The 26,585-nt window shown below is 69.4% G+C and carries 25 protein-coding genes; 16 read left to right on the forward strand and 9 right to left on the reverse strand.

The genetic code is table 11. The features are described from left to right. The first annotated feature begins 66 nt into the window (after positions 1–66). Genes ACRYRV_RS10840 through ACRYRV_RS10860 form a run of 5 tightly spaced genes read left to right on the forward strand, consistent with a single transcriptional unit; the run spans position 67 to position 5,111 of the window. On the forward strand, positions 67–612 hold the full coding sequence (locus tag ACRYRV_RS10840; RefSeq protein WP_309635944.1) for an NUDIX hydrolase: 546 nt from the start codon (positions 67–69) through the stop codon (positions 610–612). Next, the gene (locus ACRYRV_RS10845) at positions 609–1,535 is read left to right on the forward strand and encodes an AAA family ATPase (RefSeq protein WP_299315673.1); all 927 of its coding nucleotides are present in this window, start codon (positions 609–611) and stop codon (positions 1,533–1,535) included. Before ACRYRV_RS10840 ends, ACRYRV_RS10845 begins: the two co-directional genes overlap by 4 nt. Further along, positions 1,532–2,464, forward strand: coding sequence for a DUF58 domain-containing protein (locus ACRYRV_RS10850; RefSeq protein ID WP_444985160.1), 933 nt, complete (start codon positions 1,532–1,534; stop codon positions 2,462–2,464). The genes ACRYRV_RS10845 and ACRYRV_RS10850 overlap by 4 nt, the downstream gene beginning before the upstream one ends. Beyond that, a complete protein-coding gene (locus ACRYRV_RS10855; protein ID WP_444985159.1) occupies positions 2,461–4,599 on the forward strand; it encodes a transglutaminase family protein in 2,139 nt (712 codons plus the stop codon). Before ACRYRV_RS10850 ends, ACRYRV_RS10855 begins: the two co-directional genes overlap by 4 nt. Before the next feature lie 26 nt (positions 4,600–4,625). Further along, entirely contained in the window at positions 4,626–5,111 is a 486-nt protein-coding gene (locus ACRYRV_RS10860; protein ID WP_309635940.1) for a glutathione peroxidase, read from the forward strand. Between the two features lie 6 nt (positions 5,112–5,117). On the opposite strand, the gene ACRYRV_RS10865 is transcribed toward ACRYRV_RS10860, so the two are convergent. Beyond that, positions 5,118–5,507: a DUF7079 family protein gene (locus tag ACRYRV_RS10865; RefSeq protein ID WP_253445536.1), complete on the reverse strand. Its 390-nt coding sequence runs from the start codon at positions 5,505–5,507 to the stop codon at positions 5,118–5,120. Positions 5,508–5,686: 179 nt separating this feature from the next. On the opposite strand from ACRYRV_RS10865, the gene fabV reads away from it, so the two are divergent. The 3 genes from fabV to ACRYRV_RS10880 all read left to right on the forward strand — a co-directional run bounded on the left by fabV (position 5,687) and on the right by ACRYRV_RS10880 (position 8,222). Beyond that, the gene (gene fabV, locus ACRYRV_RS10870) at positions 5,687–6,898 is read left to right on the forward strand and encodes an enoyl-ACP reductase FabV (RefSeq protein ID WP_253445533.1); all 1,212 of its coding nucleotides are present in this window, start codon (positions 5,687–5,689) and stop codon (positions 6,896–6,898) included. Between the two features lie 66 nt (positions 6,899–6,964). Beyond that, entirely contained in the window at positions 6,965–7,180 is a 216-nt protein-coding gene (locus ACRYRV_RS10875; protein WP_309635939.1) for a hypothetical protein, read from the forward strand. Between the two features lie 136 nt (positions 7,181–7,316). Next, on the forward strand, positions 7,317–8,222 hold the full coding sequence (locus ACRYRV_RS10880) for a GlxA family transcriptional regulator (RefSeq protein WP_309636063.1): 906 nt from the start codon (positions 7,317–7,319) through the stop codon (positions 8,220–8,222). Positions 8,223–8,225: 3 nt separating this feature from the next. Here ACRYRV_RS10880 and ACRYRV_RS10885 read toward each other — a convergent pair whose 3' ends face one another. Then, the gene (locus ACRYRV_RS10885; protein ID WP_309635938.1) at positions 8,226–8,852 is read right to left on the reverse strand and encodes a class I SAM-dependent methyltransferase; all 627 of its coding nucleotides are present in this window, start codon (positions 8,850–8,852) and stop codon (positions 8,226–8,228) included. A gap of 133 nt (positions 8,853–8,985) precedes the next feature. On the opposite strand from ACRYRV_RS10885, the gene ACRYRV_RS10890 reads away from it, so the two are divergent. From ACRYRV_RS10890 to ACRYRV_RS10915, 6 genes are read left to right on the forward strand one after another with little or no spacing between them, the layout of a single operon-like run. Next, a complete protein-coding gene (locus ACRYRV_RS10890; protein WP_309635937.1) occupies positions 8,986–10,200 on the forward strand; it encodes an aspartate aminotransferase family protein in 1,215 nt (404 codons plus the stop codon). Between the two features lie 47 nt (positions 10,201–10,247). Then, on the forward strand, positions 10,248–11,330 hold the full coding sequence (locus tag ACRYRV_RS10895; protein ID WP_444985158.1) for an arginine N-succinyltransferase: 1,083 nt from the start codon (positions 10,248–10,250) through the stop codon (positions 11,328–11,330). After that, complete coding sequence (gene astA / locus ACRYRV_RS10900) at positions 11,330–12,376, forward strand: arginine N-succinyltransferase (RefSeq protein ID WP_444985156.1); 1,047 nt, start codon at positions 11,330–11,332, stop codon at positions 12,374–12,376. The genes ACRYRV_RS10895 and astA overlap by 1 nt, the downstream gene beginning before the upstream one ends. Further along, positions 12,376–13,845: a succinylglutamate-semialdehyde dehydrogenase gene (gene astD, locus ACRYRV_RS10905; protein ID WP_444985155.1), complete on the forward strand. Its 1,470-nt coding sequence runs from the start codon at positions 12,376–12,378 to the stop codon at positions 13,843–13,845. The genes astA and astD overlap by 1 nt, the downstream gene beginning before the upstream one ends. Continuing rightward, positions 13,842–15,209 (forward strand): N-succinylarginine dihydrolase, encoded by a 1,368-nt coding sequence (gene astB / locus ACRYRV_RS10910; protein WP_253445510.1) that lies wholly within the window; start codon positions 13,842–13,844, stop codon positions 15,207–15,209. Before astD ends, astB begins: the two co-directional genes overlap by 4 nt. Positions 15,210–15,213: 4 nt before the next feature. After that, positions 15,214–15,705, forward strand: a complete 492-nt coding sequence (locus ACRYRV_RS10915) for a GNAT family N-acetyltransferase (RefSeq protein ID WP_367399335.1) — start codon at positions 15,214–15,216, stop codon at positions 15,703–15,705. 45 nt (positions 15,706–15,750) lie between these two features. On the opposite strand, the gene ACRYRV_RS10920 is transcribed toward ACRYRV_RS10915, so the two are convergent. Both ACRYRV_RS10920 and ACRYRV_RS10925 read right to left on the reverse strand, forming a co-directional pair. Further along, a complete protein-coding gene (locus ACRYRV_RS10920; RefSeq protein WP_253445508.1) occupies positions 15,751–16,800 on the reverse strand; it encodes an SPFH domain-containing protein in 1,050 nt (349 codons plus the stop codon). Between the two features lie 6 nt (positions 16,801–16,806). Further along, positions 16,807–17,304, reverse strand: a complete 498-nt coding sequence (locus ACRYRV_RS10925; protein ID WP_253445505.1) for a nodulation efficiency, NfeD-like protein — start codon at positions 17,302–17,304, stop codon at positions 16,807–16,809. Positions 17,305–17,515: 211 nt separating this feature from the next. On the opposite strand from ACRYRV_RS10925, the gene ACRYRV_RS10930 reads away from it, so the two are divergent. After that, on the forward strand, positions 17,516–18,538 hold the full coding sequence (locus tag ACRYRV_RS10930; protein ID WP_444985154.1) for a DUF21 domain-containing protein: 1,023 nt from the start codon (positions 17,516–17,518) through the stop codon (positions 18,536–18,538). A gap of 76 nt (positions 18,539–18,614) precedes the next feature. Then, the gene (locus tag ACRYRV_RS10935) at positions 18,615–19,343 is read left to right on the forward strand and encodes a trimeric intracellular cation channel family protein (RefSeq protein ID WP_309636062.1); all 729 of its coding nucleotides are present in this window, start codon (positions 18,615–18,617) and stop codon (positions 19,341–19,343) included. 21 nt (positions 19,344–19,364) lie between these two features. Here the strand turns inward: ACRYRV_RS10935 and ACRYRV_RS10940 are convergent, their stop codons facing one another. The 5 genes from ACRYRV_RS10940 to nhaD all read right to left on the reverse strand — a co-directional run bounded on the left by ACRYRV_RS10940 (position 19,365) and on the right by nhaD (position 26,458). Beyond that, complete coding sequence (locus ACRYRV_RS10940; RefSeq protein ID WP_309635928.1) at positions 19,365–20,171, reverse strand: PEP-CTERM/exosortase system-associated acyltransferase; 807 nt, start codon at positions 20,169–20,171, stop codon at positions 19,365–19,367. Positions 20,172–20,217: 46 nt separating this feature from the next. Further along, positions 20,218–23,040 carry an EAL domain-containing protein gene (locus ACRYRV_RS10945; protein ID WP_444985153.1) on the reverse strand — a complete coding sequence of 941 codons (2,823 nt, stop codon included), beginning with the start codon at positions 23,038–23,040 and terminating at the stop codon, positions 20,218–20,220. 14 nt (positions 23,041–23,054) lie between these two features. Next, positions 23,055–24,272 carry a hypothetical protein gene (locus ACRYRV_RS10950; RefSeq protein WP_444985152.1) on the reverse strand — a complete coding sequence of 406 codons (1,218 nt, stop codon included), beginning with the start codon at positions 24,270–24,272 and terminating at the stop codon, positions 23,055–23,057. Beyond that, positions 24,241–24,672, reverse strand: a complete 432-nt coding sequence (locus ACRYRV_RS10955) for a hypothetical protein (protein WP_374710999.1) — start codon at positions 24,670–24,672, stop codon at positions 24,241–24,243. The genes ACRYRV_RS10950 and ACRYRV_RS10955 overlap by 32 nt, the downstream gene beginning before the upstream one ends. Before the next feature lie 301 nt (positions 24,673–24,973). Further along, on the reverse strand, positions 24,974–26,458 hold the full coding sequence (nhaD, locus tag ACRYRV_RS10960; RefSeq protein ID WP_299316970.1) for a sodium:proton antiporter NhaD: 1,485 nt from the start codon (positions 26,456–26,458) through the stop codon (positions 24,974–24,976). Positions 26,459–26,585: the final 127 nt, after the last annotated feature.

Consider the following 26,585-nt stretch of genomic DNA (forward strand, 5'->3'; position numbering starts at 1 on the left):
AGCCCGGTCAACGTGACGCCATGGCCGGGACTGGGTAGGCTTTGGGAATTTCCCCGGGAGATGCCCATGACCGACGCCCTTCGCGATGAGACACCGCCGCTTCCCCATGTGGTCCGTGAGCGCATCCAGCTGGTGGATGCCCGCAATCGCCCCTGCGGCAGCGCCTGGCGTACCGAGATGCGTCGCTTCCACTTCTGGCATCGGGCGACCTACGTGGTGGTGCGCAATGCCCGCGGCGAGATCTGCGTGCAGCATCGAACCCTGACCAAGGAGGTCTTCCCCGGCGGGCTCGACCTGGCCGCCGGCGGCGTGGTGGGCGCCGGCGAGGCGGAGCACGTGGCAGCACGCCGCGAGCTGGCCGAGGAGCTCGGTATCCGCGGCGTGGCCCTGCGCCCGGCGGGTGGTTTTGTGCATGCCGAGGGGGGCAATCACATCTTCGGCAGCCTCTTCCTGGTCGACCATGACGGGCCCCTGACGCTGCAGGCCGAAGAGGTGGCCGATGCCTTCTGGTACACGCCTGCGGAGGCCCTGGCGCTGCCCGGCGTCACGCCGGATACCCGCCAGGCGGTGCAGGTGCTGCTCGAGGCCGGTCTGCTCGAGGCCTCGCCATGAACCGTCCCGCCCGGCTGAGTGAGCTGGAGGCCGTGACCGCCGCGCTGGAGGGCGTGGTGCTCGGCAAGACCCGGGAGGTGCGCCTGGCGCTCTGCTGCCTGCTCTGCCGCGGCCACCTGCTGATCGAGGATCTGCCGGGGCTGGGCAAGACCACCCTGGCCCAGTCCCTGGCGCGGGTCACCGGGCTCGACATGCAGCGCCTGCAGTTCACCAGCGACCTGCTGCCCGCCGACGTGCTCGGCGTCTCGGTATTCGACCCACGGGAGGCGCGCTTCACCTTCCATCCGGGTCCGATCTTCCACGGCGTGGTGCTGGCCGATGAGATCAACCGCGCCACCCCCAAGACCCAGAGTGCGCTGCTCGAGGCCATGGAGGAGGGCAGGGTGACCGTGGAGGGGGAGACCCGGCCGCTGCCCGATCCCTTCTTCGTGATCGCCACCCAGAATCCCCAGGAGCAGGCCGGCACCTTCGCGCTGCCCGAATCCCAGCTCGACCGCTTCCTGATGCGCCTCTCCCTGGGCTACCCGGATCGTCGCGCCGAGCGCGAGATCCTGCGCGGCCGCGCGGGCCGGGTGCGCCTCGCCGACCTGCCGGTGCTGCTCGGCGCCGAGCGGCTGCGCGCCTGGCAGGCGCGGCTGGAGACCATCCATGTGGCCGAGGCGCTGCTCGACTATGTGCAGGCGCTGGTGGCCGCCAGCCGCGACCACCCGGAGCTGGCCTGGGGGCTCTCCACCCGCGGCGCCCTGGCGCTGCTGCAGGCGGCCCGGGGCTGGGCCCTGCTCGAGGGGCGCGACCACGTGCTGCCCGAGGATGTTCAGGCGGTGTGGGTGCCGGTGGCGGGCCACCGCCTCAGCAGCGGCCGGCGCGAGGAGGGCGAGGCCCTGGCGCGCCACCTGCTGGCCCGCGTGCCGGTGATGGGGTGAGCGTGCGCCGGCCGGGGCTCGGCGAGCGCTGGTGGCGGCGCCTGGCGATGGCGCCGGGCTCACCGCTGCCCCAGCGCCGGCTCTTCCTGCTGCCGACCCGCTTCGGGCTGGGCTGGGCAGTGCTGGTGCTGCTCCTGCTGCTCTTCGGCATCAACTACCAGAATACCCTGGCCTATGTGCTGGCCTTCTGGCTCTTCGGCCTGGGGGTGGTGGCCCTGCTGCGCACCTGGCGCAACCTGCTGGGCGTCACGCCGACGCTGCGCCTGCCCGGCGAGGTCTTTGCCGGCGGCGAGGCGCGCCTGGGGGTAGTGCTTGCCGGCGGGCGTCCGCGAACGGGGCTTGAGCTGCATGCCGGCGGCGTGTCCGCCCGGATCGATCTGCCGGAGGGGCAGGGGGAGGCGCTGCTGGCGCTGCCGGCCCCCCTGCGCGGCGTGCAGCCGCTGCCGCGCATTCGCCTGGAGACCCGCTGGCCGCTGGGGGTGGTGAGGGCCCTGGCCTGGCTGCAGAGCGACGAGCGGCTGCTGGTCTATCCGCGCCCGCTGGCGGAGGACGAGCCCGAGCACCGCCATGCCGGTGCCGGCCTCGAGGCCAGCGACTTCGCCGGCCTGCGCCGTGCCGAACCCGGTGACAGCCCGGCGCGGCTTGCCTGGAAGCAGTGGAGCCGCACCGGGCAGCTGGCGGCCAAGGCGTTCAGCGTGCCGCCCCGCCGCCAGCTGTGGCTCGACTATGACGCCTGCCGCGGCGACCCCGAGCGGCGGCTGTCGCTGCTCTGTGCCAGGGTGCTGGCCCATCATCGCGCCGGCGACCGCTACGGCCTGCGTCTGCCCGGGGTGACCCTGGCCCAGGGGGAGGGGCCCCGCCAGCGTCGCCTGGCCCTGGAGGCCCTGGCGCGCTTCGCGCCTCCCGGCGAGCGGGAGGAAGTCCCATGATGCGAGGTCGAAGGGGGCGTTCCGGCTCCTCGGCGCTGCTGGCCGATGGCCAGGCACTCAGCGGCGCCATGCTGCGCCAGCTGTTCCTCGGCCAGTGCCTGGTGCTGGCCCTGCACTTGGCCTGGATGCCGGCCTGGCTGGCCGCCATCGCCCTGCTGACGGCCGGCTATCGCACCCTGCAGCTGCGCGGACGGCTAGGGCGGGCCGGGGTGTTCGTGCGCCTGGCCGGCATCGCGGCCCTGAGCGGCGGACTCTGGCTGCACTACGGCACCCTGGGGCAGATGGAGGCGATGATCGGCCTGCTGCTCGGGGTCTACCTGCTCAAGCTGCTCGAGACCCACACCCGGCGAGACGGCCGGGTGGTGGTGGCCATCGGCTTCGTGGCCACCACCGTGGCCTTCCTCCACGACCAGGGCATCCCCATGGCCGCCGGCGGGCTGCTGGCGCTGGCCTGGCTGGTCCACTCCCTGGTGTGGCTCTCCGGTGGCGACGGGCGCCGGGCCTGGCGGGAGAGCGCCTGGCTGCTGGCCTTCTCGGCACCGCTGATGGTGCTGCTCTTCGTGACCTTTCCTCGGCTGGGGCCGCTTTGGAACCTGCCCCAGGCCGACCGCGCCTCCACCGGGCTCGCCGACGAGATCGCCCCCGGGGATATCGCTCAGCTCTCGCGCAGCGACGCCCGGGCCTTCCGGGTACGCTTCGAGGGCGCCGAGCCGGCGCCGGCCGAGCGCTACTGGCGGGTCTATACGCTCTCGGACTTCGACGGGGAGCGCTGGCGGCGCGCGACGCCGGAGCGCCTGGCCGCCCTCCTGGGGCAGCCGGAGGCTGAGTTCGTCGGCGAGGGGCGCCGCTCCCCCTGGCTCGGCGATACGCCGGCGCGCTTCGAGGCGGAGCTGCTGCTGGAGCCGGACAGCCGCCCCTGGCGGCCGTCGCTGGGGGCGCCGCTGACCACCGACGACAGCGCCCGCTTCCTGGCGGACGGCACCCTGGAGGGGACCGCCCCGCTGGTCTCCCGCAGTCTGCTGCGCATGACCAGCACCGGCCTGGCACCCGCCAACGCCGATCCGGCCGGCGCGGCCTGGCATGCCAGGCTGCCGGCCGAGGGCAACCCCCGCACCCGCGAGCTGGCCGAGCGTCTGTGGCGGGAGGCCGGCGGCGAGCCAGGCGCCTTCCTGGCGGCCATCATGGCGCACTTCGGCCAGGCGCCCTATCGCTACACCCTCTCTCCGCCGCGGCTGACCTCCGCCAACCGGGTCGATGAGTTCCTCTTCGATAGCCAGGCCGGCTACTGCACCCACTATGCGTCCGCCATGGCCGTCCTGGCCCGGTCGGTGGAGATCCCGGCCCGTATCGTGGCCGGCTTCCTGGGCGGCGAACGCCACCCGGATGGCCATTTCACCGTGCGCGACTATGACGCCCATGCCTGGGTGGAGGTGTGGCTCGACGGTGCCTGGCAGCGCCTCGATCCCACGGCGGCCATCGCCCCGGAGCGCATCGAGGAGGGGGCCCAGGCGGTGATCGATGGCGGCGAGGCCTTCCTGGCCGACGCCCCCTTCTCGCCCCTGCGCATGCGCGAGGTGGGGTGGATCAACCGCCTGCGCCTGGACTGGGAGCGCATGGAGTATCGCTGGCAGCGCGGCGTGATCGGCTATCAGCGCGAGGCGCGCCGGGCGCTGATGGCCCGGCTGGCCGCGCGGCTGCACGCCTTCTGGGACCGCCTGGTCGAGCTGGCGCCCGGCCGCGGCCTGCTGGGAGGGCTGCTGGGGCTGGCGGTGGCCGGGTCGGCCCTGGTCGGGCTGGCGGCGCTGCTGCGGCTGGGCTGGCGGCACCATCGGGAGGGGCAGGATGAGGCGCGGAGCATCCGCCGCCTCCAGGCCTGGCTCGCCCGGCGCGGCATGGGCCCGCGGCCCGGCGAGTCGCCCTCGGCCCACCTGCGGCGGCTGGCGGCATCGGCGGGGCCGGCAGGGCCTGCGCTTTCCGACTGCGCCCACCAGCTGGAGCGCCTGCGCTACGCTCCCCTGAGCCCTGCGGAGCGCCGTCAGCGCCGGCGCCAGCTGGCCCGGCGCCTGGTCGAGGTGCGTCGTCGGCTGCGGCACCGCACCCAGGGTGGCGCCCGAACGCCTGGCGTGGCATCGTGAAGAACAACCGCCATGAAGCTGCCACCATGTCCATCCACGATTACCGGTGCCTGACCGCCCAGGGAGAGCCCTTCAACTTCGCCGCGCTGCGCGGCCAGGTGCTGCTTGTCGTCAATGTTGCCAGCCGCTGCGGCTACACCCCGCAGCTCAGGGAGCTCGAGCGCCTCTACCGCCGCTACCGCGAACGCGGCTTTGCGGTGATCGGCTTCCCCTGCAATCAGTTCGCTCGCCAGTCGCCGGAGTCGGCGCTGGACTTCTGCACCCTCAGCGCCCGGGAGTATCAGGTCAGCTTTCCGCTGATGGAGAAGGTCAAGGTCAACGGGCCGGGCGCCCACCCGCTCTTCGTCGAGCTGCGCCGGGGGGCGCCGGGGGTGCTCGGCACCACGGCGATCAAGTGGAATTTCACCAAGTTCCTGGTGGGGCGCGACGGGCGGGTGATTCGCCGCTTCGCCCCGCGGGACGGCGAGGCGGCGCTCAGGGAAGCCCTGGAGATCGCCCTGGACGAGGCCTGAGGGGCCTTACGGGGGTGTCTCACCCCGCTCGATCATCAGGCGGGCCATCAGTTCGTTCCAGCGATGCCGGCTCATCATGGTGGTCAACCCCGAGAAGAGCGCCCAGCTGCCGCGCCGCCACCCCTTGAGGCGCAGGTTGTGCGCCACCAGCTGCTTCATCAGCTTGTGCTCGTCGAAGCGGCGCCACTCCCCCGCCACCGACATCTGCTGGCGCCCCAGCACCGGCGCCAGCTCCAGCCGGAAGATCCACTCCAGCTCCTTGAGCGTCAGGTCGTGGCGCTCGATCACCTCGATCATGCGGGCATAGTCGCGTTCGCTGGGCTCATGCTCCAGCCACAGCGTGGCCAGCGTCAGCCACAGCTCGCCGCGCTGGTCGACCAGGGTCTGTGCATTCATGGGGTGCCTCCTCGTGGCCTGCCGCCGTGACGTGCATCCTGCCCCAGTCGAGGCCGGGTCTCAAGAGCCGGCGCAAGGGCGGACAGCGTCCGGCGCGGCCGCTAGAATAGGGCGATTGCCACTCCATGAGAGCCGGCCGGCGGATGCCGGCCCGATAACGACGAACAGCGAGGTCTGACGTGATCATCAAGCCCAAGGTACGCGGATTCATCTGCACCACCACCCACCCCGTCGGCTGCGAGAAGAATGTGCTCGAGCAGATCGAGGCGACCCGTGCGCGGGGGCTGGACAGGGCCAGCGGGCCGAAGAAGGTGCTGGTGATCGGCGCCTCCAGCGGCTACGGCCTGGCGGCGCGTATCACCGCCGCCTTCGGCTACGGCGCCGACACCCTGGGCGTGTTCTTCGAGAAGCCGGGCACCGAGAAGAAGCCGGGCACTGCGGGCTGGTACAACGCCGCCGCCTTCGACCGCTTCGCCAAGGCCGAGGGGCTCTACAGCAAGTCCATCAACGGCGATGCCTTCTCCCACGAGGCCCGCGAGAAGGCCATCGAGCTGATCCAGCAGGACCTGGGGCAGGTGGACCTGGTGGTCTACTCCCTGGCCTCGCCGGTGCGCAAGCTGCCCGATTCCGGAGAGCTCAAGCGCTCCAGCCTCAAGCCCATCGGCGAGACCTACCGCGCCACCGCCATCGACACCAACAAGGACACCATCATCGAGGCCGAGGTGGAGCCGGCCACCGAGCAGGAGATCGAGGACACCAGGGCGGTGATGGGCGGCGAGGACTGGGAGCTGTGGATCGATGCCCTGGATCGCGCCGGCGTGCTGGCGCCGGGCGCCCGCAGCGTGGCCTTCAGCTACATCGGCACCGAGATTACCTGGCCGATCTACTGGCACGGCGCCCTGGGCAAGGCCAAGGAGGACCTGGACCGCGCCGCCGGCGAGATCGACAAGCGCCTGGCGGCCACCCAGGGCGGCGCCAACGTGGCGGTGCTCAAGTCGGTGGTGACCCAGGCCAGCGCGGCCATTCCGGTGATGCCGCTCTACATCGCCATGGTCTACAAGGTGATGAAGGAGAAGGGGCTCCACGAGGGCACCATCGAGCAGCTTAACCGTCTGTTCGGTGAGCACCTCTACTCAGCCCGGGGTCAGCAGGGCGAGTTCAGCACCGATGAAGATGGCCGCCTGCGCCTGGACGACTGGGAGCTGCGCGACGACGTCCAGCAGGCGTGCAAGGACCTCTGGCCCCAGGTGACTACCGAGAACCTCTTCGCGATCACCGACTATGCTGGTTACAAGCACGAGTTCCTGAAGCTGTTCGGCTTCGAGCGGGATGACGTCGATTACGACGCCGATGTGAACCCGGACGTGGAATTCGATGTCGTGAACCTGTAGCAGCGCGCGAGTTCGGGCAGGCGAGCCGGCTCGCGACGCGGTGGCTTACCGACCCTGGAGGACCGTATGGACACCAGAGAGAGCAAGACACCGGAAGAGGAGCGCGAGCATCTCAAGGAGGTGCTGGAACCCGAGGACTTCGAAGATCCGGAGCCGGACGCCGGTCAGCCGGAGGCGAAGAAGCCGCCGCCCAGGACCATGCAGCGCCTGCTGCCCATCGTCATCGTGGTGCTGGGCCTGCTGGTGGCCGCCATGCTGCTCTACAGCGGCGGCGCCCAGTAGGAGCCTCCTCTCGCGGCCGGGCCTTTGCGCCCGGCCGCTTGCTGTTAAGATGGGGGACGGTTTCCGGATACCCCCGTCAATGTCTCGATTCGCCCCTACAGATGCCGCGCCAGTCCGCTCCCGGCGGGTTGGCGTGCTGGTACTCTCCGGCTTCTCGCTGCTGGCCGAGGCCTGCGCCACCGAGCCCCTGGCGGTGGCCGGGCAGCTGGCCGGCCGCTCCCTCTATTCGCTGACCACCCTGAGCCTGGCGGGGCAGCCGGTGACCTCGGGTTCCCGTCAGCGGCTGCTCTGCGAGTCTGGGCTGGCCGAGGCCGGTGACGCCCTCGATATCCTGCTGGTCTGCGCCCCCGGGGCAGAGGGTGCCGAAGGGGCGCTGCTGGATCGGCTGGCCGAACTGGCCGTCCCGGGCCGACTGATGGTGGGCATCGGCGGCGGCGCCGAGCTGCTGGCCCGGGCGGGCCTGCTCGACGGCTATCGGGCCACGGTGCCCTGGCCGCGCTTCGAGGCGGTGCGCCTGGCCCACCCGCGGATTCGGCTCTCCCGCCAGCTGTTCGAGATCGACGGCGAACGGCTGACCTGCGGTGGCGGTACCGCGGCCATGGACATGATGATGACCCTGATCGGCCGCCACCACGGTAGCGAACTGGCCGAGCGGGTGTCCGCCCACTTCGTGCTGGAACGAGTGCGAATGGGGAGCGAGCCCCAGACGGCGGCGAGCGCGGGTGCCGCGCCGGAGAGCCTCACGGAGGCGCTGGCGCTGATGGAGGCCAATATCGAGGAGCCGCTGACCACCGCCGAGCTGGCGGAGCACCTGGGGGTCTCGCGGCGTCAGCTGGAGCGGCTCTTCAAGAAGCACCTGCAGGCGGTGCCCAGCCGCTACTACCTGGATCTGCGCCTGCAGCGAGCCCGACGGCTGCTGCGGGAGAGCGAGCGGCCGGCGGGGGAGGTGGCGCTGCTTACCGGCTTCTCTTCGGCGGCGCACTTCTCCACCGCCTATCGCAACCACTTCGGCGTGTCACCCCGCGAGGAGCGGCTGGGCTGAGGCTCAGCCGTCTCTGGCCGGCCTTGCCATCAGGGCGCGAAACAGCGCGCCCATCATCACCGGCGTGTCCTGCTCGATGCGAAAGCCGGCACCCTCCAGCAGCGGCCGCGCCTGGCGGGTGATGTCGGTGGCCACGGCGCTGGTCAGGGCGTTGAGGGTGCGACGGCCGATGCCGGCGGGGCGGTCGTCGGCCTGGAACTTGTCCATCACGCAGAGCTGGCCGTCCCCCCTGAGCACCCGTCGCGCCTCGGCAAGGCCGCGGGCCGGGTCCGGCATTACCGCCAGGATCAGGTGCATCACCACCACGTCGAAGTGGCCGTCGGGAAAGCGCAGTGCAGAAGCATCCATCTCGGTGGCCTCCACGTCCATGCCCAGGGCCTCGGCCCGGCGGCGGGTGCGCCGGACCATGGCGGGGGAGAGGTCGGTGGCGTGGAGCTCCACGTCCCGGGGCAGCCAGGGCAGGTCCAGCCCGGTACCCGCTCCCACCAGCAGCACCCGCATGCCGGGCTGCCACACCACCTGACCCAGCGCGAGGCGTCGTGGTCTGCGGAAGGCGCGCTCGGCCACGGCATCGTAGAGCGGCGCATAGAGGCTGTAGCGCAGGCGGTTCCAGCGGGTGGTGTTGAGCATCGGTGGCCCTCCTCACGGCATCGCTCCAAGCCTAGCCTTTTTTGCAACTGCCTGTCCCATCGGTGAAAGCGGTCGTGTCGGCAAGTCCCTATACTCGGTGGAGTCACCCCATCATGCACAGAGGACCCGCGACATGAGCCAGACCCCGACCCGCGCCGATTTCGACCGCTACATGGTGCCCAACTATGCCCCCCAGCAGGCGATTCCGGTGCGCGGCGAGGGCAGCCGCCTGTGGGACCAGGAAGGTCGCGAGTACATCGACTTCGCCGGCGGCATCGCCGTCAACGGCCTGGGCCACTGCCACCCGGTGCTGGTGGAGGCGCTCAAGGCCCAGGCCGATACCCTCTGGCATGTCTCCAACGTCTACACCAACGAGCCGGCCCTCAAGCTGGCGCGCGCCCTGGTGGAGCGCACCTTCGCCGACAAGGCGTTCCTCTGCTCCTCCGGCGCCGAGGCCAACGAGGCGGCCCTCAAGCTGGCGCGGCGCTGGGCCCACGACAACGTCAGCGAGCACAAGAGCCGTATCGTCTCCTTCACCCAGTCCTTCCACGGGCGCACCTTCTTTACCGTCAGCGTGGGCGGCCAGCCCAAGTACGCCCAGGGTTTCGGGCCGGTGCCCGGAGGCATCGTCCACGGCGAGTACAACAGCCTCGACAGCGTTCGCGACCTGATCGACGACGATACCTGTGCGGTGATGGTGGAGCCGATGCAGGGCGAGGGGGGCGTGCTGCCCGGCGATATCGAGTTCCTCAAGGGGCTCAGGGCGCTGTGCGACGCCCACGATGCCCTGCTGATCTTCGACGAGGTGCAGACCGGCGTGGGGCGCACCGGCTCCCTCTACGCCTACCAGCAGCTCGGCGTGACCCCGGACATCCTGACCAGCGCCAAGGCGCTGGGGGGCGGCTTCCCGGTGGGGGCCATGCTGACCACCGACCGGGTCGCCTCGGCCTTCGCCGTGGGCACCCACGGCTCCACCTATGGCGGCAACCCGCTGGCCTCGGCGGTGGCGCTGGCGGCGGTGGAGTTCATCGACACCCCCGAGGTGCTGGAGGGGGTGAAGCGCCGCCATGCGCTGTTCCGCGAGCACCTGGAGGCGATCAACGCAAGGCACGGCGTGTTCAGCGAGATCCGCGGCATGGGCCTGCTGATCGGGGCGGTGATGTCCCCGGCGTTCGAGGGGCGTGCCGGCGAGATCCTGCCCCTGGCGGTGGAGGAGGGGCTGATGGCCCTGGTGGCCGGCCCCAACGTGCTGCGCATGGCGCCCTCCCTGGTGATTCCCGAGGCCGATATCGCCGAGGGCATGGCGCGCCTCGAGCGAGCCGTGGCGCGCCTGGTGGGCGAGCGGTGAGCGCCGGCGCGGCTGCCGTGAGCGCTCTCCCTGGAGGAGGCCCCGAGATGCTGGTCGTTCGCCCCGTGCTGCCTGCAGACCTGCCGGCCCTCGAGCGCCTGGCCGGCGATGCCGTCCCGCAGCTGACCAACCTGCCGGCGCATCGTGATCGCCTGGAGGAGCGCATCGTGCGCTCCCGCCAGGCCTTCGCCGCCGAGGTGGCCTTCCCCGGTGATGAGCACTACACCTTCGTGCTCGAGGATCTCGAGCGGGGCGAGGTGGTGGGCACCGCCACGATTCGCGCCCAGGCCGGGGCGGTGGATGCCTACTACACCTACCGCCAGGAGACGCTGATCCACGCCTCCCAGCAGCTCAACGTGCGTCGGGAGGTGCAGACCCTGGCCCTCTCCCACGAGGTCTCGGAGGCGAGTCTGCTGTGCGCCTACTCCCTGGACCCCCGCTATCGGGGGACCAGCGCCGAGAGCCTGCTGCGCCGGGCCCGGCTGATGTTCATCGCCCAGTATCCGGAGCGCTTCGCCTCCCTGCTGGCCATGGCCTTTCCGGGCTTTCTGGACGAGGCCGGCGAGTCGCCCTTCTGGAACAGCGTGGGCTGCCACTTCTTCGGCCGTGACTACCAGGAGATCAACGCCCTGGCCGGCATCCGCTCGAAGAGCTTTATCGCCGAGGTGATGCCCCAGTTCCCCCTCTATCTGCCGCTGCTGACGCCGCGGGCCCGGGCCGCCATCGGCCGGGAGCATCCCGACCACGAGCGGGCCCTGGCGGAGATGCTGGCCGAGGGCTTCATGCGCTCGCGCCACGTGGATATCTTCGATGCCGGCCCGGTGATCAAGGCGGAGCGCGAGCGGCTGCAGAGCTTCCGGCGCGCCGCCTGGCATCCGGTGCGGGTGCGTCCGGTCGGCACCCTGCCGGACGCCGCGCCGGCCATGGTGGCCAACCAGGCCCTGGAGGGCTTCCGCTGCGTAGTGGCGCGCTATGCGCTGTCGTCCACCGGCCAGCTGATGCTGACCCGGGAGCACGCCCGCCAGCTGGGCGTGGAGGATGGCAGGGCGGTGCTGGCCGCGCCCCTGGCCCTGCCGGGCCTGGAGGAGGCCGACGGCCACGAGCCTGGCTATGACGAGGGAGAGCTGTGATGCGTATCCGACCCATCGCCCATGGCGACCTGGACGAGCTCCAGGCCCTGGCTCGGGAAACGGGCGTGGGCTTTACCTCGCTCCCCGACAACCGCGATTTCCTGGCCGCCAAGATCGACTCGGCCATCGCCGCCTTCGAGGAGCGGCTGCCGGCGAACCGGCGCAACTACTTCTTCGTGCTGGAGGACGAGGGCAGCGGCCGCCTGGCCGGCTGCTGCGCCATCGAGGGCGAGGTGGGCCACGAGGTGCCCTTCTATCACTACCGGGTGGGGACCCTGGCCCACTCCTCGGTGCAGCTCGACCTGCATCGCACCATCGATACCCTCTTTCTCTGCTCCGACCATACCGGCGATGCCGAGGTGGCCTCGCTCTTCCTGCGCCCGGCCTACCGGGGCGGCGACCGCCGGGAGCAGCGCAACGGGCCGCTGGTCTCCATGATGCGCTGGCTGTTCATGGCGGAGTTCCGCGACCGCTTCCCCGACAAGGTGCTGGCGGAGATGCGCGGCGTCTTCAACGAGCAGGGCAGAAGCCCCTTCTGGGACTGCCTGGGGGCCAACTTCTTCCCCCTCGACTTCGACGAGGCGGACCGTCTCACCGGCCTCGGTCAGAAGAGCTTTATCGGCGAGCTGATGCCGAAATACCCCATCTATACCCCCTTTCTCTCCGAGGCGGCCCGGGCCTGCATCGGCCGGGTGCACGAGCAGACCCGTCCGGCCCTGGCCATGCTCAAGAAGGAGGGGCTGCGCTGGGAGGGGTATATCGACATCTTCGATGGCGGCCCCACCGTCGAGGCCTATATCGACGACGTGCGCGGCGTGCGCCTCTCCCGGCGCTGCCGCGCCGAGGTGGTGTCGGGGCTGGCGGCGCCGGCGGGGCGTCCCCGCTGGCTTGCGGCCACCACCGTCATGGCCGACTTTCGCGCCGCCTGGGTGAGCCATGGCCCCGACGAGGAGGGCGTGATACGGCTCTCCCCCGATGAGGCGGCGCGCCTGGAGGTGGAGAGCGGCGCCCCCCTGAGAGTCCTGGACAGCGAGGAGGAAGGCTGATGAAGGCAAGACGAGAGCTGCTGGTGGGCAGCGCCTGGCAGGCCGGCGAGGGCGAACGCTTCACCAAGCATGACCCTGTCTCCCGGGAGCGCCTCTGGGAGGGGCGCGGCGCCAGCTCCGAGCAGGTGGCGGCCGCCGTGGAGGCCGCCCGCGACGCCTTTCCTGCCTGGGCGGCAACGCCCTTTGCCGAGCGTCAGGCGCTGGTGGAGCGTTTTCGCGAGGTGCTGGAGCGCAACCGGGAGGATCTGGCTGCCGCCATCGCCCACGAGACCGGCAAGCCGCTCTGGGAGGCGCGGACCGAAGTGGGCGCCATGATCGGCAAGGTGGCGATCTCGCTCCGCGCCTATCAGGAGCGCACCGGCGAGCGCCAGCGGGACCTGGGCGATGCCCGGGCGGTACTGCGCCACCGCCCCCACGGGGTGCTGGCGGTCTTCGGTCCCTACAACTTCCCCGGCCATCTGCCCAATGGCCATATGGTGCCGGCCCTGCTGGCCGGCAACGTGGTGGTCTTCAAGCCCAGCGAGCAGGCGCCCCTCACCGCCGACCTTATCCTGCAGTGCTGGCAGGAGGCGGGCCTGCCCGCCGGCGTGATCAACCTGGTGCAGGGGGCGGCGGCCGCCGGCCAGGCGCTGGCCACGCATCGCGGCATCGACGGCCTGCTGTTTACCGGCAGCGCCCGGGTCGGCGGGCTGCTGCATCGCCAGTTCGCCGGCCAGCCGGACAAGATCCTGGCCCTGGAGCTGGGCGGCAACAACCCCCTGGTGGTCAAGGATGTGCCCGACCAGGACGCCGCCGTGCTGGTCATTCTGCAGTCCGCCTTCCTCTCCGGCGGCCAGCGCTGCACCTGTGCCCGGCGCCTGATCGTCCCCGAGGGAGCCGTGGGGGACCGCCTGCTGGAGGCCCTCGGCGATGCCATCTCGCGCCTGCGGGTGGCGGGGCAGTTCAGCGAGCCCGCTCCCTTCTACGGAGGGCTGGTCAGCGTGGCCGCCGCCGACGGCCTGCTCGCGGCCCAGGCGGCGCTGGAGGCCAGGGGGGCCACGGTGCTGGCCCGCATGGCGCGCCTCGAGGCGGACACCAGCCTGCTCTCGCCGGCGCTGATCGATGTGACCGGCCTGGAGGTCCCCGACGAGGAGCACTTCGGGCCGCTGCTCAGGGTCTACCGCTACGGGGAGTGGGACGAGGCCATGCGCCTGGCCAACGACACCCGCTACGGGCTCTCCGCCGGGCTGATCGGCGGTGATCGCGCCGACTGGGAGGACTTCCTGCTGCGCATCCGGGCGGGCATCGTCAACTGGAACCGCCAGACCACCGGCGCCTTCGGCGACGCCCCCTTCGGCGGCGTGGGTGCGAGCGGCAACCACCGCCCCAGCGCCTACTACGCGGCGGACTACTGCGCCTATCCGGTAGCCTCCATGGAGAGCGAGGAGCTCCACCTGCCCGACCAGCTGCCGCCGGGGGTGAGCCTGTGAGCGATGAGCGGCGCCCCGACTACCGGGAAGTGAACTTCGACGGCCTGGTGGGGCCGACCCACAACTATGCGGGGCTGGCGCTGGGCAACGTCGCCTCCATGAGCCACGGCGGCCTGGTGGCCAACCCGAAGGAAGCCGCCCTGCAGGGGCTGGCCAAGATGAAGGCGCTGATGGAGGCGGGCTATCTCCAGGGGGTGCTGCCGCCCCAGCAGCGTCCCGACCTCGGCGCCCTGCGGGCGCTGGGCTTCACCGGCAGCGATGAGCGGGTGCTGGCCCGGGCCGCCGGGGAGGCGCCCCAGTTGCTGCGGGCGGTCTGCTCGGCGTCGAGCATGTGGACCGCCAACGCCGCCACCGTGACCCCGAGCGTCGATGCGCCGGATGGCCGGGTTCACATCACCCCGGCCAACCTGCAGGCGAGTTTCCATCGCTTTCTGGAGCCGGCCACCACGGGCCGGGTGCTCCAGGCGATCTTCCGCCATGAGCGTCACTTCGCCCACCATCCGGCGCTGCCGGCGACCCCGGCCTTCTCCGACGAGGGGGCGGCCAACCATACGCGACTCGCCGGCGGCCACGGCGAGCCCGGCGTGCACCTCTACGTCTACGGCCGCGAGGCCTTCGGCTGGAGCGGGGAGAGTTCCCCCGCCCCGAAGCGCTTCCCGGCGCGCCAGACCCGGGAGGCGAGCCAGGCGGTGGCCCGCCAGCACGGCCTGGCCGACCACCAGGTGGTCCTTGCCCAGCAGCATCCCGAGGCCATCGACGCCGGCGTCTTCCACAACGACGTCATCAGCGTGGGCAACGGTCCCGTGCTGCTCTACCACGAGATGGCCTTCCTGGACGAGGCGGGCACCCTGGAGGCGCTGCGCGAGCGGATGCATTCACCGCTGATTCCGGTGCGAGTGCCGGTGGAGGCGGTGAGCCTGGAGGATGCCGTCGGGTCGTACCTCTTCAACTCCCAGCTGCTCTCCAATCCCGACGGCTCCATGACCCTGGTGGTGCCCGGGGAGTGCCAGGAGAACGCAAGCGTATGGCGCACGCTGCAGGACCACCTGCTGGCCGGCGCCAACCCCATCGGCGAGGTGGTGGTGAAGGACGTCAAGCAGAGCATGCGCAACGGCGGCGGCCCCGCCTGCCTGCGCCTGCGGGTGGTGCTCTCGGCCGAGGAGCGCGCCGCCCTGGCCGGCCGGGTGCTGCTCGATCACGCCCTGCACGACGAACTGGTCGCCTGGGTCGAACGCCACTACCGCGACCGCCTGGCCCCGGAGGAGCTTGCCGACCCGGCCCTGGCCCGGGAGTCGCTCGTCGCTCTGGATGAGCTGAGCCGCCTGCTGGAGATCGGCAGCGTCTACCCCTTCCAGCTGGGGTGAGGGCATGAGCATGAGCGATGATGCGGCTGTGCGGATCGAGCGGCTGCTGCCCGACTCGCCCCATCTGGCCCGGGTGGCCGGCTGGCAGCACGACCAGTGGGGCCAGCTCTCCCCCGGGGAGACCCTGGCCACCCGGCGGGCATCACTGGCGGCAGAGTGCGGGCCCTCGGGCGTGCCTTCGGTCTTCGTGGCGCTGCAGGGCGAGCGGCCGGTGGGCACGGCGAGCCTGGTGGCCGATGACATGAGCGGCCGCGACGACCTCGGCCCCTGGCTGGCCTCGGTCTATGTGCTGCCCGAGTGGCGAGGGCAGGGGATCGCCTCGCGGCTGGTGAGACGGGTAGAGGACGAGGCCCGCGCGGCCGGCATTGAACGACTGTGGCTGTTTACCCCGGACCAGCAGGCGCTCTATGCGCGCCTCGGCTGGCAGGAGCAAGCCTGGGTGCCCTACCGCGGCGAAAGGGTGATCATCATGGAGCGCCGCCTGGCGGGGGCATGACCCTGCGCCCGTCGCGAGGCACGCCTCGGCGGCGGGCGCCGCGACTCAGCCGCCGCTGGCCGCTCCGCCCACCACGCCGCCGCGCAGGCCGCTGCGGTTGCCGCTGGCCTGAAGGTGGCTGGCCACGGCGTCCTCCGGGGAGCCGGCCATCTCGCGGAACATGCCCATGGAGCCGAGCAGCGCCGAGGACTCGTAGGGCACGAAGACCCGCTCCCCCTCCTGGGCCATGGTCGGCAACGCCTTGATGTAGCTCTGGCCGAGCAGATAGCCCACCACGGTGCGCTTGTTCTCCTCGCTGTCGCCGATGGCGCCCAGCACCAGCTTGATCGACTCCTGCTCGCCCTGGGCACGCAGGATGGCCGACTCCTTGTCGCCCTGGGCGTTGAGAATCGCCGATTCGCGCTGGCCCTGGGCCATGGCGATGGCGGCGGCCTTCTCGCCCTCCGCCTCGGTCACGGTGGCACGGCGCTTGCGCTCGGCGGCCATCTGCAGGCGCATGGCGGACTCCACCTCCTCGGGCATGGCGATGTCCTGCACCTCGACCCGGGAGATCTTCACCCCCCACTTGGAGGCGGGCTCCTCCATGGCGGCCTGGATCTCGTTGTTGACCTCGGCCCGGGACTCGAACAGCTTGTCGAGCTCCATCTTGCCCACCACCGAGCGCAGGGTGGTCTTGGCCAGCACCTCCACCGCCTGGCTCATGTTCTCCACCTCGTAGACGGCGCGCTTGGGGTCGATGATCTGGTAGTAGAGGGCGCCGTTGATGCGCACCGTGACGTTGTCGGTGGTCACTACCGGCTGGCCGGGGAAGTCCATTACCGTCTCGCGGCGGTCGATACGCGTCTCGCTGCTGGTGATGGCCTGGTACTCCTCGCCCAGCTTGCGGTAGCGGATCATGGTGATGGCGCGGGGCTGGTCGATGAAGGGCACGATGATGTTGATGCCGCTCTCGAGCACCCGGTTGAATGACCCCAGGCGCTCGATCACCATCACCTCGGACTGGCGGACGATCACCAGCCCCTTGGCGATGATCAGGATGCCGGTAACGACGACGATCAGGGCGATGATCAGCCCCGGGCTGACGGGAAGGTCCATGGGGAATTACTCCGTGTGTTGGCGGGCGCGGGAATCCGGCGCCGGATGGGCAAGCTGCACGATGGCGGTGGTGCCATCGAAGGCCTGGAAGATGACTCGAGTGCCGGGGGGCAGGTCGGTTGCGCCGCCGCCTCTCTCATCCGAGTCGACGACCCGCAGGCGATAGAAGTCGCCGTTGATCTTGATGCCGCTGGCGCCGTCGAAGTCGCGCTTCAGGGTCGTGTAGGTGTGCCCCTTTTCCACCCCGGTGCCGGTGGTGCCGTAGGCCACGCCGCGGGGGGAGAAGCGGGGGCGGATCACCCAGATCGCCAGCGGAACCAGGACACCCGAGAAAACGCCCATGCCCAGCAGCTGCCAGGGCAGCGACAGGCCGAGGGCGGCCAGGGCCGTGGTCAGCAGGGCCGCGGCGCCCAGCGCCAGCAGCACCAGCCCGCCGGTGGCGAGCTCGGCAAGGCCCAGCAGCAGGGCGACGATCAGCCAGATGACGGCGGGGTTCCAGTCCATTGGGCTCTCCCTGAGTTCGGGGCAGAGTGGAGTCCGAAGCCGTGCTATGGTCGGACAGGAGACGCGAGGGCCTGTACATAAAGGTTTCCACGAGGGTACTCGGTTCAGGCCCCGGGGGCCACGCCTGCCCGGAGAACGGCGGGGCGTCTCCGGCGCCCGGGGAGCCATCGGCGCGCCTTCCCTTTCCTCGACGCCCGACAAGGAGGTCTCGATGACCCTGCTGACCTGGATCGGCATCCTGCTCTGCCTCAGCCAGTCGGCGATCTTCTCGGGGCTCAACCTGGCGTTCTTCTCCATCAACAAGCTGGAGCTGGAGATCGAGTCGCGCCGCGGCAGTCGGCGCGCCCTGCGGGTCAAGGCGCTGCGCGACGACGCCAACTTCCTGCTGGTCACCATCCTGTGGGGCAACGTGGCGGTCAATGTGCTGCTGGCGCTGCTCTCCGGGTCGGTGATGGGGGCCCTGGTGGCCTTTTTCTTCTCCACCGTCGTCATCACCCTCTGCGCCGAGATCCTTCCCCAGGCGTTCTTCTCCCGCCATGCGCTGCGCATGGCATCGCTGCTGGCCCCGCTGATCCGTGGCTACCAGCTGCTGCTCTGGCCCGTGGCCAGGCCCACGGCCTGGGTGCTGGACCGCTGGCTGGGGCCCGAGGCGATCCCCTACTACCGGGAGCGGGACCTCAACCAGCTGATCCGCCTGCATATGGAGTCCACCGAGACCGAGATCGACCGGGTAGAGGGGCGCGGGGCCATCAATTTCCTGGCCCTGGACGATGTGCCCCTGGGGTGCGAGGGCGAGCGCCTCGACCCGACGAGCATCGTTACCCTGCCCTTCGACGGAGCGAGGCCGCGCTTTCCCGAGTTCCGCCGCCACGCCGATGACCCCTTCCTGCGGGCGCTGCAGGCCTCGGGGCGGAGTCGGGTGGTGCTGGTGGATGAGGCCGCCACCCCGCGCCTGGTGCTCGATGTCGATGCCTTCCTGCGCGACGTCCTGTTCGGCCGCGGGGAACTCTTTCCGCTGGCCTACTGCCACCGGCCGATTCTGGTCCGCGATCCGGACACCCCGCTCGGCGAGGTGATCGGCCGCTTTCGGGTGCGCCCCGAGCACAGCGAGGATGATGTGCTGGACGAGGATGTGATCCTGCTCTGGGGGGAGGAGAAGCGTATCCTGACCGGCGCCGACGTGCTGGGAAGGCTCTTGAGGGGCATCGCCCATCAGGCGACGGTGGGGCGGTGAAGGGGACTTCCCTCGGGAGTATTTTGGGCTATGCTGTGCGGCCTTTGGGTCTCTGGCCGACAGGAGGAGTGGGATGCTGAGCGGGTTGATCTACTGGCTGGACATGGCGGGCGTGATCGTCTTTGCGCTGTCGGGGGTGATCCTCGCCTGTCGGTCGCGCATGGACCCCTTCGGCATGCTGGTGCTGGGGGCCGTGACCGGCATCGGGGGTGGTACCCTGCGCGACCTGGTGCTCGGCGTTCGGCCGGTGTTCTGGGTCACCGACCCCACCTACCTCTGGGTGATCCTGGCCACCGTGGGGCTCTCCATCGTCGGCTTTCACTATATCCATCGTCTGTCACGGGTCTTCCTGCCGGTGGCCGACGCCTTCGGGCTGGCGCTCTTCGTGGTGATCGGTGCTCACAAGGCGCTTCTTCTCGGCACCTCCGGCCTGGTCGCGGTACTGATGGGGATGATGACTGGGGTGGCCGGCGGCATGGTGCGTGATGTGCTGGCTCGCCGGGTGCCCATGGTGCTGCGGGAGGAGATCTACGCCACCGCGGCCATTGCCGGCGGCATCGCCTATGTCGGCCTGGATGCCCTGGGGGCTCCCGGTTCCCTGGCCATCGCCCTGTCGCTCGTGACCACCCTCTGCCTGCGCCTGTCGGCCATCTACTGGGGGCTGGCGCTGCCGACCTTCGCCTGGGTAGAGATCGCCCCGGCGTCCCCGGCCGTTCAGGACGAGAGCAAGGTTCCCGCCCCCGGGCGTCCCAAGTACCGGGTGCGAATGATCAAGCCGGGGGAGTCCCGGCGGCGCTCCAGGTAGCCCAGAGCCGGGACTGCCTGCTCATTTGGCTGCGATGAGGGACCTGGAGCCAGAGTCCACGTCGGCCTGAGCGGCAAGCTCACTCTTTACATGCTCGTAGAGCGGCAGAAGGTCGGCGTGAATTTCCTTTTCCGCCTTGTGCAGGTCGATATAGAAGGCGCTTCTCTTGCCATGGAAATCGATGGCATCTCCGACTCGGGTGAAGTGAAAGCCCGATCTGGAGAGAAGCCTGGGTAACCTGGGCTCCATCATGGCGAAGACGTGCCGACGCTGTGTCAGGCCGACCAGCGCATAGGTGGCCAGGAAGAGCCCGACGACGATGATGGGGAAGGTCCGCCTCTCATCGGCGGTGAACTGACCGAGATCGGCCTGCAGGCTCTCTTCCAGTTCGGAGGCCACCGACTTCCTTCTGAAGGGGGGAGCAATGGCCAGCCTGGAAACTTCGCAGATCTCGTCGCGTGAGAGGGTGGCGGGATGGAGCAGCGCGTGGGTGAGGCTCTGGTTGGCATAGCTCTGCAGGGGAAGGCGCCGATCCCGCGAGGGCTCATCATCGGCGGGCAGGACCAGCCGCATGCAGCCCGCGACCTCACCGCTGCGCCGGTGCTCGATCAGGCAGTGCAGGGAGTGCTCGTCATGACGGTCGAACTCCAGCCCGGCGTCCGCCGGTTCCTCGTATTCGAGCTCCTCGCAGTACACGCGATGCCTGAGCCGGTACGCTTTTCTCCTCTCCTCCTCGGTCAGGGCAAGCTTGAACCGGAACCCGCTGCGAAAGCGTTCGAGCAACTGTGACGCAGAGACTTCATCGTGGACTGCAGAAGCAGGCTTCATGCTTTTTTCCTTGAGCGCTGGTAACAGGATGCCATCTTGCCCCGGGTTAGGGAGAGGACCCAAAGGCCTGTGAGAAGGGAATTGGCTTGCCCAGGTGATAGCCCTGCCCGTAGGCAATGCCATAGGAACTCAGTGGCTCAATCAGGGATTCCTGATTGACAAACTCTGCAATCGCCTGCTTGCCGAAGCCTGCGGCGATATCGGCAATGGCCCTGACGATGACCTGGCTCTCGGCGCTGGTGGTCAGGTTGCGAATAAAGCTGCCATCGATCTTGATGTAGTCCACCGGTAGCTGGCTCAGGTAGTGGAAGCTGCTGAAGCCGACCCCGAAGTCGTCCAGTGCCGTCCGGCAGCCAAGGTCGCGAATGGCCTGGAGCACGCCGCGGGCAGTGGAGAAATCGGTGACGGCGGCGGTTTCCGTGACCTCCAGGATCAGGTATTCGGGGTCGGCACCGCTGGCGGCAATCTCCTCGGCCAGATATTTCTCCAGCCCATCGTCATGCAGCGACTGCCCCGACAGGTTCACCGCCAGGCTGATTCCCTGCTCCTTCAGCCCGCCCAGCATCCTCAGGCAGTGGCGAAGCACCCAGCGGTCGAGCGCGATGATCTGCCCGCTGCGCTCGGCCACCGGGATGAAGTGAACGGGAGAAACCAGCTCGCCCTGCTCGTCACGCATGCGCAGCAGCACCTCGTAATGGCGCACGTCGCGGTCTGCCAGCCGCACGATGGGCTGGACCATCAGCTCGAAGGCGTCCTCCATGAGGGCGAGGTGGATCCGCTCCTCCCAGTGGATGCGTTCCTGAAGCTCGGCCCGCGCATCCTGCATGGCTTCCAGCAGGTGCCAGCGCTGGGTGCCGCAGGCCTTGGCCTTGTACATCGCCATGTCGGCGCTGGCCATGAGGTCGATGGGGTTGTCGGCATGCTCCGGATAGAGGGTGATGCCGGTGCTGGCGGCCACCCGGTGGCGTCTGCCACCTATATCGAAGGCGGTGCCCTCGAGGATCTGGCTGATCTGCTGTCCCACCCGGATGGCAAGCTCGCTGTCCGCTCCCTTGAGCAGCAGTGCAAACTCGTCGCCGCCGAGGCGGGCGATGACGCCCCGGTGCCCCAGCTCTTCGGTCAGTACCCTGGCCACCTTGCGCAGCAGCAGGTCGCCCGCCTGGTGGCCGCTCAGCTCATTGACGTCCTTGAACTGGTCGAGGTCGGTCAGCAGCATGGCGCCGTGCTGCCCATGCCGCATGGCGTCATCGAGGGCTTCCTGGAAGTAGCGGCGGTTGTAGAGGCCGGTCAGGGGGTCGCGTTCGGCCAGCCAGGTCAGCCGTGCTTCCGCCGCCTTGCGTTCGGTGATGTCCAGGCCCACCGAGATCCTCCCGGGTGACCCGCTGGCGCTGGCCAGCGGCGCGTGATACCAGGCGATGGTGTGCTGCTGCCCATCGGGGGTCACCAGCGGGCGCTCCTCCATGCCGGGTGACGTCAGCGAGAGGGGCGAGGAAGGCTGCCCCGGTGCGAAGACATCCTCGAACAGCCGGCCCTTCAGCCTCTCTTCCCGAGTGCCCATCACCGTCAGCGCATAGTCGTTGACCAGCCCGATGCGCCCGCTGGCGTCCTGGGTCACGATAAAGACCCGGGCGGTATCCAGCAGGCTGCCGATGAAGTCGCGCTCCCTGGCCAGCTCCTTGACCCGCTCGGCGAGCAGCTCACCCCGGGCCGAGACCTCCTGTTCCAGGGTCTCCAGCTGACCGGCAAGCGCCAGGGTCGCCCCCTCCACCACGTCGATCTCGTTGGCCAGGAGACGCCTGGGGCGGGGGATCGTGGCCCTGGCCTCGGCAAAACCACCGCGGGCCAGGGAGGGCAGCACGCCGGCGAGGCGCCGCAGGCGCGCCATGGGGCTGAGCAGGATTACCAGCAGCAGCAGCTCGGCTATCAGCCAGCCGCCCAGGCCCACGACAACCAGTGTCCGGGTGTCATGGCCGATCGCCTTGATCTGGGGGGTGATGTCCGAAGCGACGAGGAAGTAGCCGATGCTGCGGCGGTCGCTGTCCTCGTCCATGCGGATAGCGCTGAGCTCGATATCGTCCCCGCGGTGGCTCAGCCTCAGCGGCTGATCGAGGAGCTCCTCGATGGTGGACGCTCTGGCGGCACGCTTCAGCAGTGGCAGATACTCCTCCTGACGGGTCAGGGCCAGGATGGTGCCGCCCCAGGCATCGATCAGGCGCTCCTCGGGAAGCTCGACGCCTGACTGGTTGCCCACCACCAGCAGGGCCACGTCGCTCCCGGAGACCTGCTGGGCCTGGCGGGTCACGTCGGCAAGGGAGCGGGAGAGGATCACGGCGCCGACGCTCTCGCCCTCCACCAGGACCGGCATGGCGGCATACTGGCGACAGTCGCTGGAACAGCGCAGGGCGCTGAGGGGCATTTCCGTCTGGAGCACCTGCCTCACCCACTGCTGGACAGGGCGCTGATTGAGGGCCTGGCCCTCCCCCCAGGCGGCCTGCTGGTTCGCGTCGCTGTCGAAGGCGAGGATCTCATCGATGCCCGCATCGAGCTGGAGCGTCGGCCACTGAGCCTCGAGGGCCGTCTCCAGCGAGGCCGGCCGGCGGGTCTGCAGCGCCTCGCCGAGGCCCCTGACCGAGGCCACCATGGAGGCCAGCTGGCCCAGGCTCTCCTCGGAGCGCTCCAGGGCAAGCTGGATCTCCCTGTGCTGGCGCTGGTTATGCTCGGCCCGGCTCGATTCGAACTGCCGGGTAAGGTTGGCGTGCCCGAGCCATGAGAACAGCACCACCAGGCTCAGCAGCAGCAGGCTGCTGAGGGCGATGACGCGCCAGGTCAGGCTGAAGCGGCACACTCTGGGTGGGGTCGATTGACTCATGGGCCCGGTATCGCTCAGAAGCGAAGGGAAAGCTGGAAGAGCAGCATGTTCCAGCGGCGACTGGTCTCCGACGGGTCGGGATTATCCTGGATCGGCAGCCAACCGCTGCCGTCCACGTGATGATACTCGGCGGCCAGCATGACCTGGGGGTTGAGGTTCCACTGCAGGCCCAGGGTGTAATCATCGGCAAACTGGCTGTGAGCGGGCCCGGCACCGCTGGCTTCATAGGCCGTGCCCGAGCGGTCGTCGCGATTGCTGACCAGGCTGTCGTAGCGCACCAGCCACTGCCAGTTATCATGGAAGCGCCGGGTGTACTGCAGATACCAGCTCTCGCCGGTGACATCGAAGTTGAAGGCCGGGTTGTTGAAGTTCTCGAGGCCGGAGTTTCGCCGGGCATACTCCGCCGTCAGGCTCCACCGCTCCTCGTTGTACTGTAGCGAGAGGACCCAGGGGCGAAAGTAGAAGTCGCCGTCGCTCAGCCCCGGCATGGCAGAGTCGAAGCTGGCGTTGGCATCGGCCCTGCTGAGGGCGACGATGATGCGGCCGCCGTCATGTTCGTAGCGAATCTGGGCAATGGCGGAGGTGTCGGGGTCCAGGCTTCCCGGGATGCCGTCGAGCCGTAGCGTTCGTCTCAGGTCGTCCCCCGCCTGTATCTTGCCTGCCCCCACCTGAAAGCGCAGGTTGCCGGTAGGCAGACGCTCGTCGAGATAGAAGGAAACCCCGTCACCGGATAGCCCGAGAGACCTGGTCCTGTCGAAGTAGATCGACTGAGGCAGCAGGATGCTGGGGCGGGTAAAGGCCACATCCCGGGTCTGGTTGTGGAAGCCAAAGGGGTTCTTGAAGCGCCCCAGCTGAAGGCCCAGGGTGCGCTGCTGATTGGAGACCATCTGGTAGTCGACGACGCCATAGTCCAGCACCGGCCTGGCGTCGCTGCCGTCCCCGCCGGCGCGCCGGCTGAGGACCTGGGCGGCGATCAGCACATCCTGGTGGGGGCGGATCGAGGCGTTGGCGCCGATCTCGGTATACTTCAGGCTGCCGCCTCCGCTGCTGCTCGGCCCGAAGAAGTCGTTGCGATCGGTGATCACCAGCGCCTGGCTGAGAAAGCCGTGGAGCTGCAGGGTGTCCAGCATGTCGGCCTGTGCCGCGGCCGGGAGGGCGCCGACCAGCAGGGTGGCGGCCAGCAGGGTGGCGCACCGGGGCCTACTCCATCGTGATGACTTGGACACGATCATCCAGATACTCCCTTTCCAGATAGCCCAGGGCACCGGGGGTGCTGGCAATGCGCTCACGCATCTCGACCTGGGAGAAGACTCTTGTCGGTGCCTGGCCGGTGCCGGAGAACACCATGCGGTCCCAGGCCAGCTGCAGCTGATGCGGGTAGACGGCCAGACGCTCCTTGACGAAACGCCCGTGGACGGGGTTGTCGTTGCTCAGCACGTAGACTCGCACGGCCTGGCCGTCCGGCCAGGTTCGCTGGCGCATGGCAAAGATGGCGCGGGTGGTATCGCGGGTCAGTCGCGGGGTCTGCACGCTGGGATGTGCAACCAGCACCGGACTGTCTGATGCAGCCACTGCGGGCGGCCAGAGCAGGCCCAGAAGCGCCAGCAGCAGGCCGTGCCTCAGCCAGGCCACCGGCAGGCCCCGTGGCGGCTGGACAGACGCGATGAGTTCGCCTCGGAGGGCGACTGGATGGAGGTCGGCATCTTGCGTATCGGTTCCCCGTGAATGATTCGCTCCTGCCTCGGGCGCCGTCTTGTGCGGGGCTCCGGGCGCGGGCCTGCTCTCCTGCGCGGTCGCCGTTCTTTTGTGCCGCAGCGACCTTTTTCCAATACGCTACATCATTGGAAGGCAATGTAAAGCGAAGCGATCAACGTCGGGGGACGGAGAGCCCGGCGGCGACTGCCGCCGGGGTGCTGCGGGGGACGCGGAGGCGTCAGTTGAAGACGGTGAAGCTGTGAGCGTTGAGCCACAGGTGGGTCGCCACGCTGGCGGCATAGCCCAGGGCGATCACCGGGGCCCAGCGCAGGTGGCCCATGAAGGTGTAGTTGCCGCGGGCCTGGCCCATCAGGGCCACCCCGGCGGCGGAGCCGATGGAGAGCAGGCTGCCGCCGACGCCGGCGGTGAGGGTGATCAGCAGCCAGTGGCCATGGGACATCTCCGGCTGCATGGTCAGCACCGCGAACATCACCGGGATGTTGTCCACCACCGCCGAGATCACGCCCAGGGCGATATTGGCCCAGGTGGCATTCCAGCCGGTGTAGAGCGCCTCGGAGAGCATGCCCAGGTAGCCCATGAAGCCGAGGCCGCCCACGCACATCACCACGCCGTAGAAGAACAGCAGGGTGTCCCACTCGGCCCGCGCCACACGGTTGAAGACATCGAAGGGCACCACGCTACCGAGCTGGGCCAGCTTCTTGTCATCGCCGCGCTGGGTGTAGCGGGTGCGTTTCTTCTCCAGGGAGCGGGGCAGGGTGCGCCGCAGGTAGTAGCCGAAGAACTGCAGGTAGCCAAGGCCCGTCATCATGCCCAGCACCGGCGGCAGGTGCAGCAGGGTGTGGCAGGCCACGGCGGTGGCCACGGTGAGCAGGAAGAGCGCGATGATGCGCCGGGCGCCGCGCTTGAGCCAGACGTCCTCCTGCAGGCTGTCGGGCTTGCGATTCTTGATGAAGGCGCTCATCACCACGGCCGGAATCAGGTAGTTGACCAGTGAGGGCACCAGCAGTTCGAAGAACTCGTAGAACTTCACCAGGCCTGCCTGCCACACCATCAGGGTGGTGATGTCGCCGAAGGGGCTGAAGGCACCCCCGGCGTTGGCGGCTACCACGATATTGACGCAGGAGAGGTTGATGAAGCGCTTGTCGCCCTCGGCCACCTTGGTGATCACGGCGCACATCAGCAGGGCGGTGGTCAGGTTGTCGGCGATGGGGGAGATGACGAAGGCCAGGCCGCCGGTGATCCAGAACAGCTGGCGATAGCTGAAGCCCTTGCGCACCATCCAGGAGCGCAGGGCGTCGAAGACGCGGCGCTCCTCCATGGCGTTGATATAGGTCATCGCTACCAGCAGGAAGAGCATCAGCTCGGTGAACTCGAGCAGGGTCTCGCGGAAGGCGTGCTCGGCCTCGGCCGGCATGCCCGACTGCACATAGACCCAGCCGATCAGCGACCAGATGATGCCGGCCGCCACCAGCACCGGCTTGGACTTGCGCATATGCAGCTTCTCCTCGCCCATAACGAGGGCATAGGCGAGGACGAAGATACTCACGGCAAGCAGGCCGACCAGGGAGCCGGTCATGTCCAGGGAGCCGGTGACCGCGTGGGCGTTCGGACTGGCTACCAGGGCAAGGGTGGCGAGCACGCCAAGAGATGACCACCAGGCGAGGCGCCGGGGCCGAGGGGAGGTTCTTTCGATTGTCAGCATGACGGAAGTGTCCCGTGGAAGGGGGCAGGGAGGGGGTAAAAGCGTGGCGATTTTACCATGCAGTGGTGCAGTGCAATATGGCGGGGGAGCCCATTCCAGAGCCTTTCTACATGCTTTTTTTGCATGC

It is taken from the genome of Halomonas mongoliensis, assembly GCF_052496345.1.

Coding starts and splice junctions, on each gene's coding strand:
- ACRYRV_RS10945 (WP_444985153.1), bottom strand. CDS start 23,040: ATGAGTCAATCGACCCCACCCAGAGTGTGCCGCTTCAGCCTGACCTGG.
- ACRYRV_RS10940 (WP_309635928.1), bottom strand. CDS start 20,171: ATGAAGCCTGCTTCTGCAGTCCACGATGAAGTCTCTGCGTCACAGTTG.
- astD (WP_444985155.1), top strand. CDS start 12,376: ATGAAGGCAAGACGAGAGCTGCTGGTGGGCAGCGCCTGGCAGGCCGGC.
- ACRYRV_RS10885 (WP_309635938.1), bottom strand. CDS start 8,852: ATGCTCAACACCACCCGCTGGAACCGCCTGCGCTACAGCCTCTATGCG.
- ACRYRV_RS10950 (WP_444985152.1), bottom strand. CDS start 24,272: ATGATCGTGTCCAAGTCATCACGATGGAGTAGGCCCCGGTGCGCCACC.
- ACRYRV_RS10925 (WP_253445505.1), bottom strand. CDS start 17,304: ATGGACTGGAACCCCGCCGTCATCTGGCTGATCGTCGCCCTGCTGCTG.
- ACRYRV_RS10860 (WP_309635940.1), top strand. CDS start 4,626: ATGTCCATCCACGATTACCGGTGCCTGACCGCCCAGGGAGAGCCCTTC.
- ACRYRV_RS10920 (WP_253445508.1), bottom strand. CDS start 16,800: ATGGACCTTCCCGTCAGCCCGGGGCTGATCATCGCCCTGATCGTCGTC.
- nhaD (WP_299316970.1), bottom strand. CDS start 26,458: ATGCTGACAATCGAAAGAACCTCCCCTCGGCCCCGGCGCCTCGCCTGG.
- ACRYRV_RS10845 (WP_299315673.1), top strand. CDS start 609: ATGAACCGTCCCGCCCGGCTGAGTGAGCTGGAGGCCGTGACCGCCGCG.
- ACRYRV_RS10855 (WP_444985159.1), top strand. CDS start 2,461: ATGATGCGAGGTCGAAGGGGGCGTTCCGGCTCCTCGGCGCTGCTGGCC.
- ACRYRV_RS10840 (WP_309635944.1), top strand. CDS start 67: ATGACCGACGCCCTTCGCGATGAGACACCGCCGCTTCCCCATGTGGTC.
- ACRYRV_RS10915 (WP_367399335.1), top strand. CDS start 15,214: ATGAGCATGAGCGATGATGCGGCTGTGCGGATCGAGCGGCTGCTGCCC.
- ACRYRV_RS10890 (WP_309635937.1), top strand. CDS start 8,986: ATGAGCCAGACCCCGACCCGCGCCGATTTCGACCGCTACATGGTGCCC.
- ACRYRV_RS10875 (WP_309635939.1), top strand. CDS start 6,965: ATGGACACCAGAGAGAGCAAGACACCGGAAGAGGAGCGCGAGCATCTC.
- ACRYRV_RS10865 (WP_253445536.1), bottom strand. CDS start 5,507: ATGAATGCACAGACCCTGGTCGACCAGCGCGGCGAGCTGTGGCTGACG.
- ACRYRV_RS10930 (WP_444985154.1), top strand. CDS start 17,516: ATGACCCTGCTGACCTGGATCGGCATCCTGCTCTGCCTCAGCCAGTCG.
- ACRYRV_RS10895 (WP_444985158.1), top strand. CDS start 10,248: ATGCTGGTCGTTCGCCCCGTGCTGCCTGCAGACCTGCCGGCCCTCGAG.
- astA (WP_444985156.1), top strand. CDS start 11,330: ATGCGTATCCGACCCATCGCCCATGGCGACCTGGACGAGCTCCAGGCC.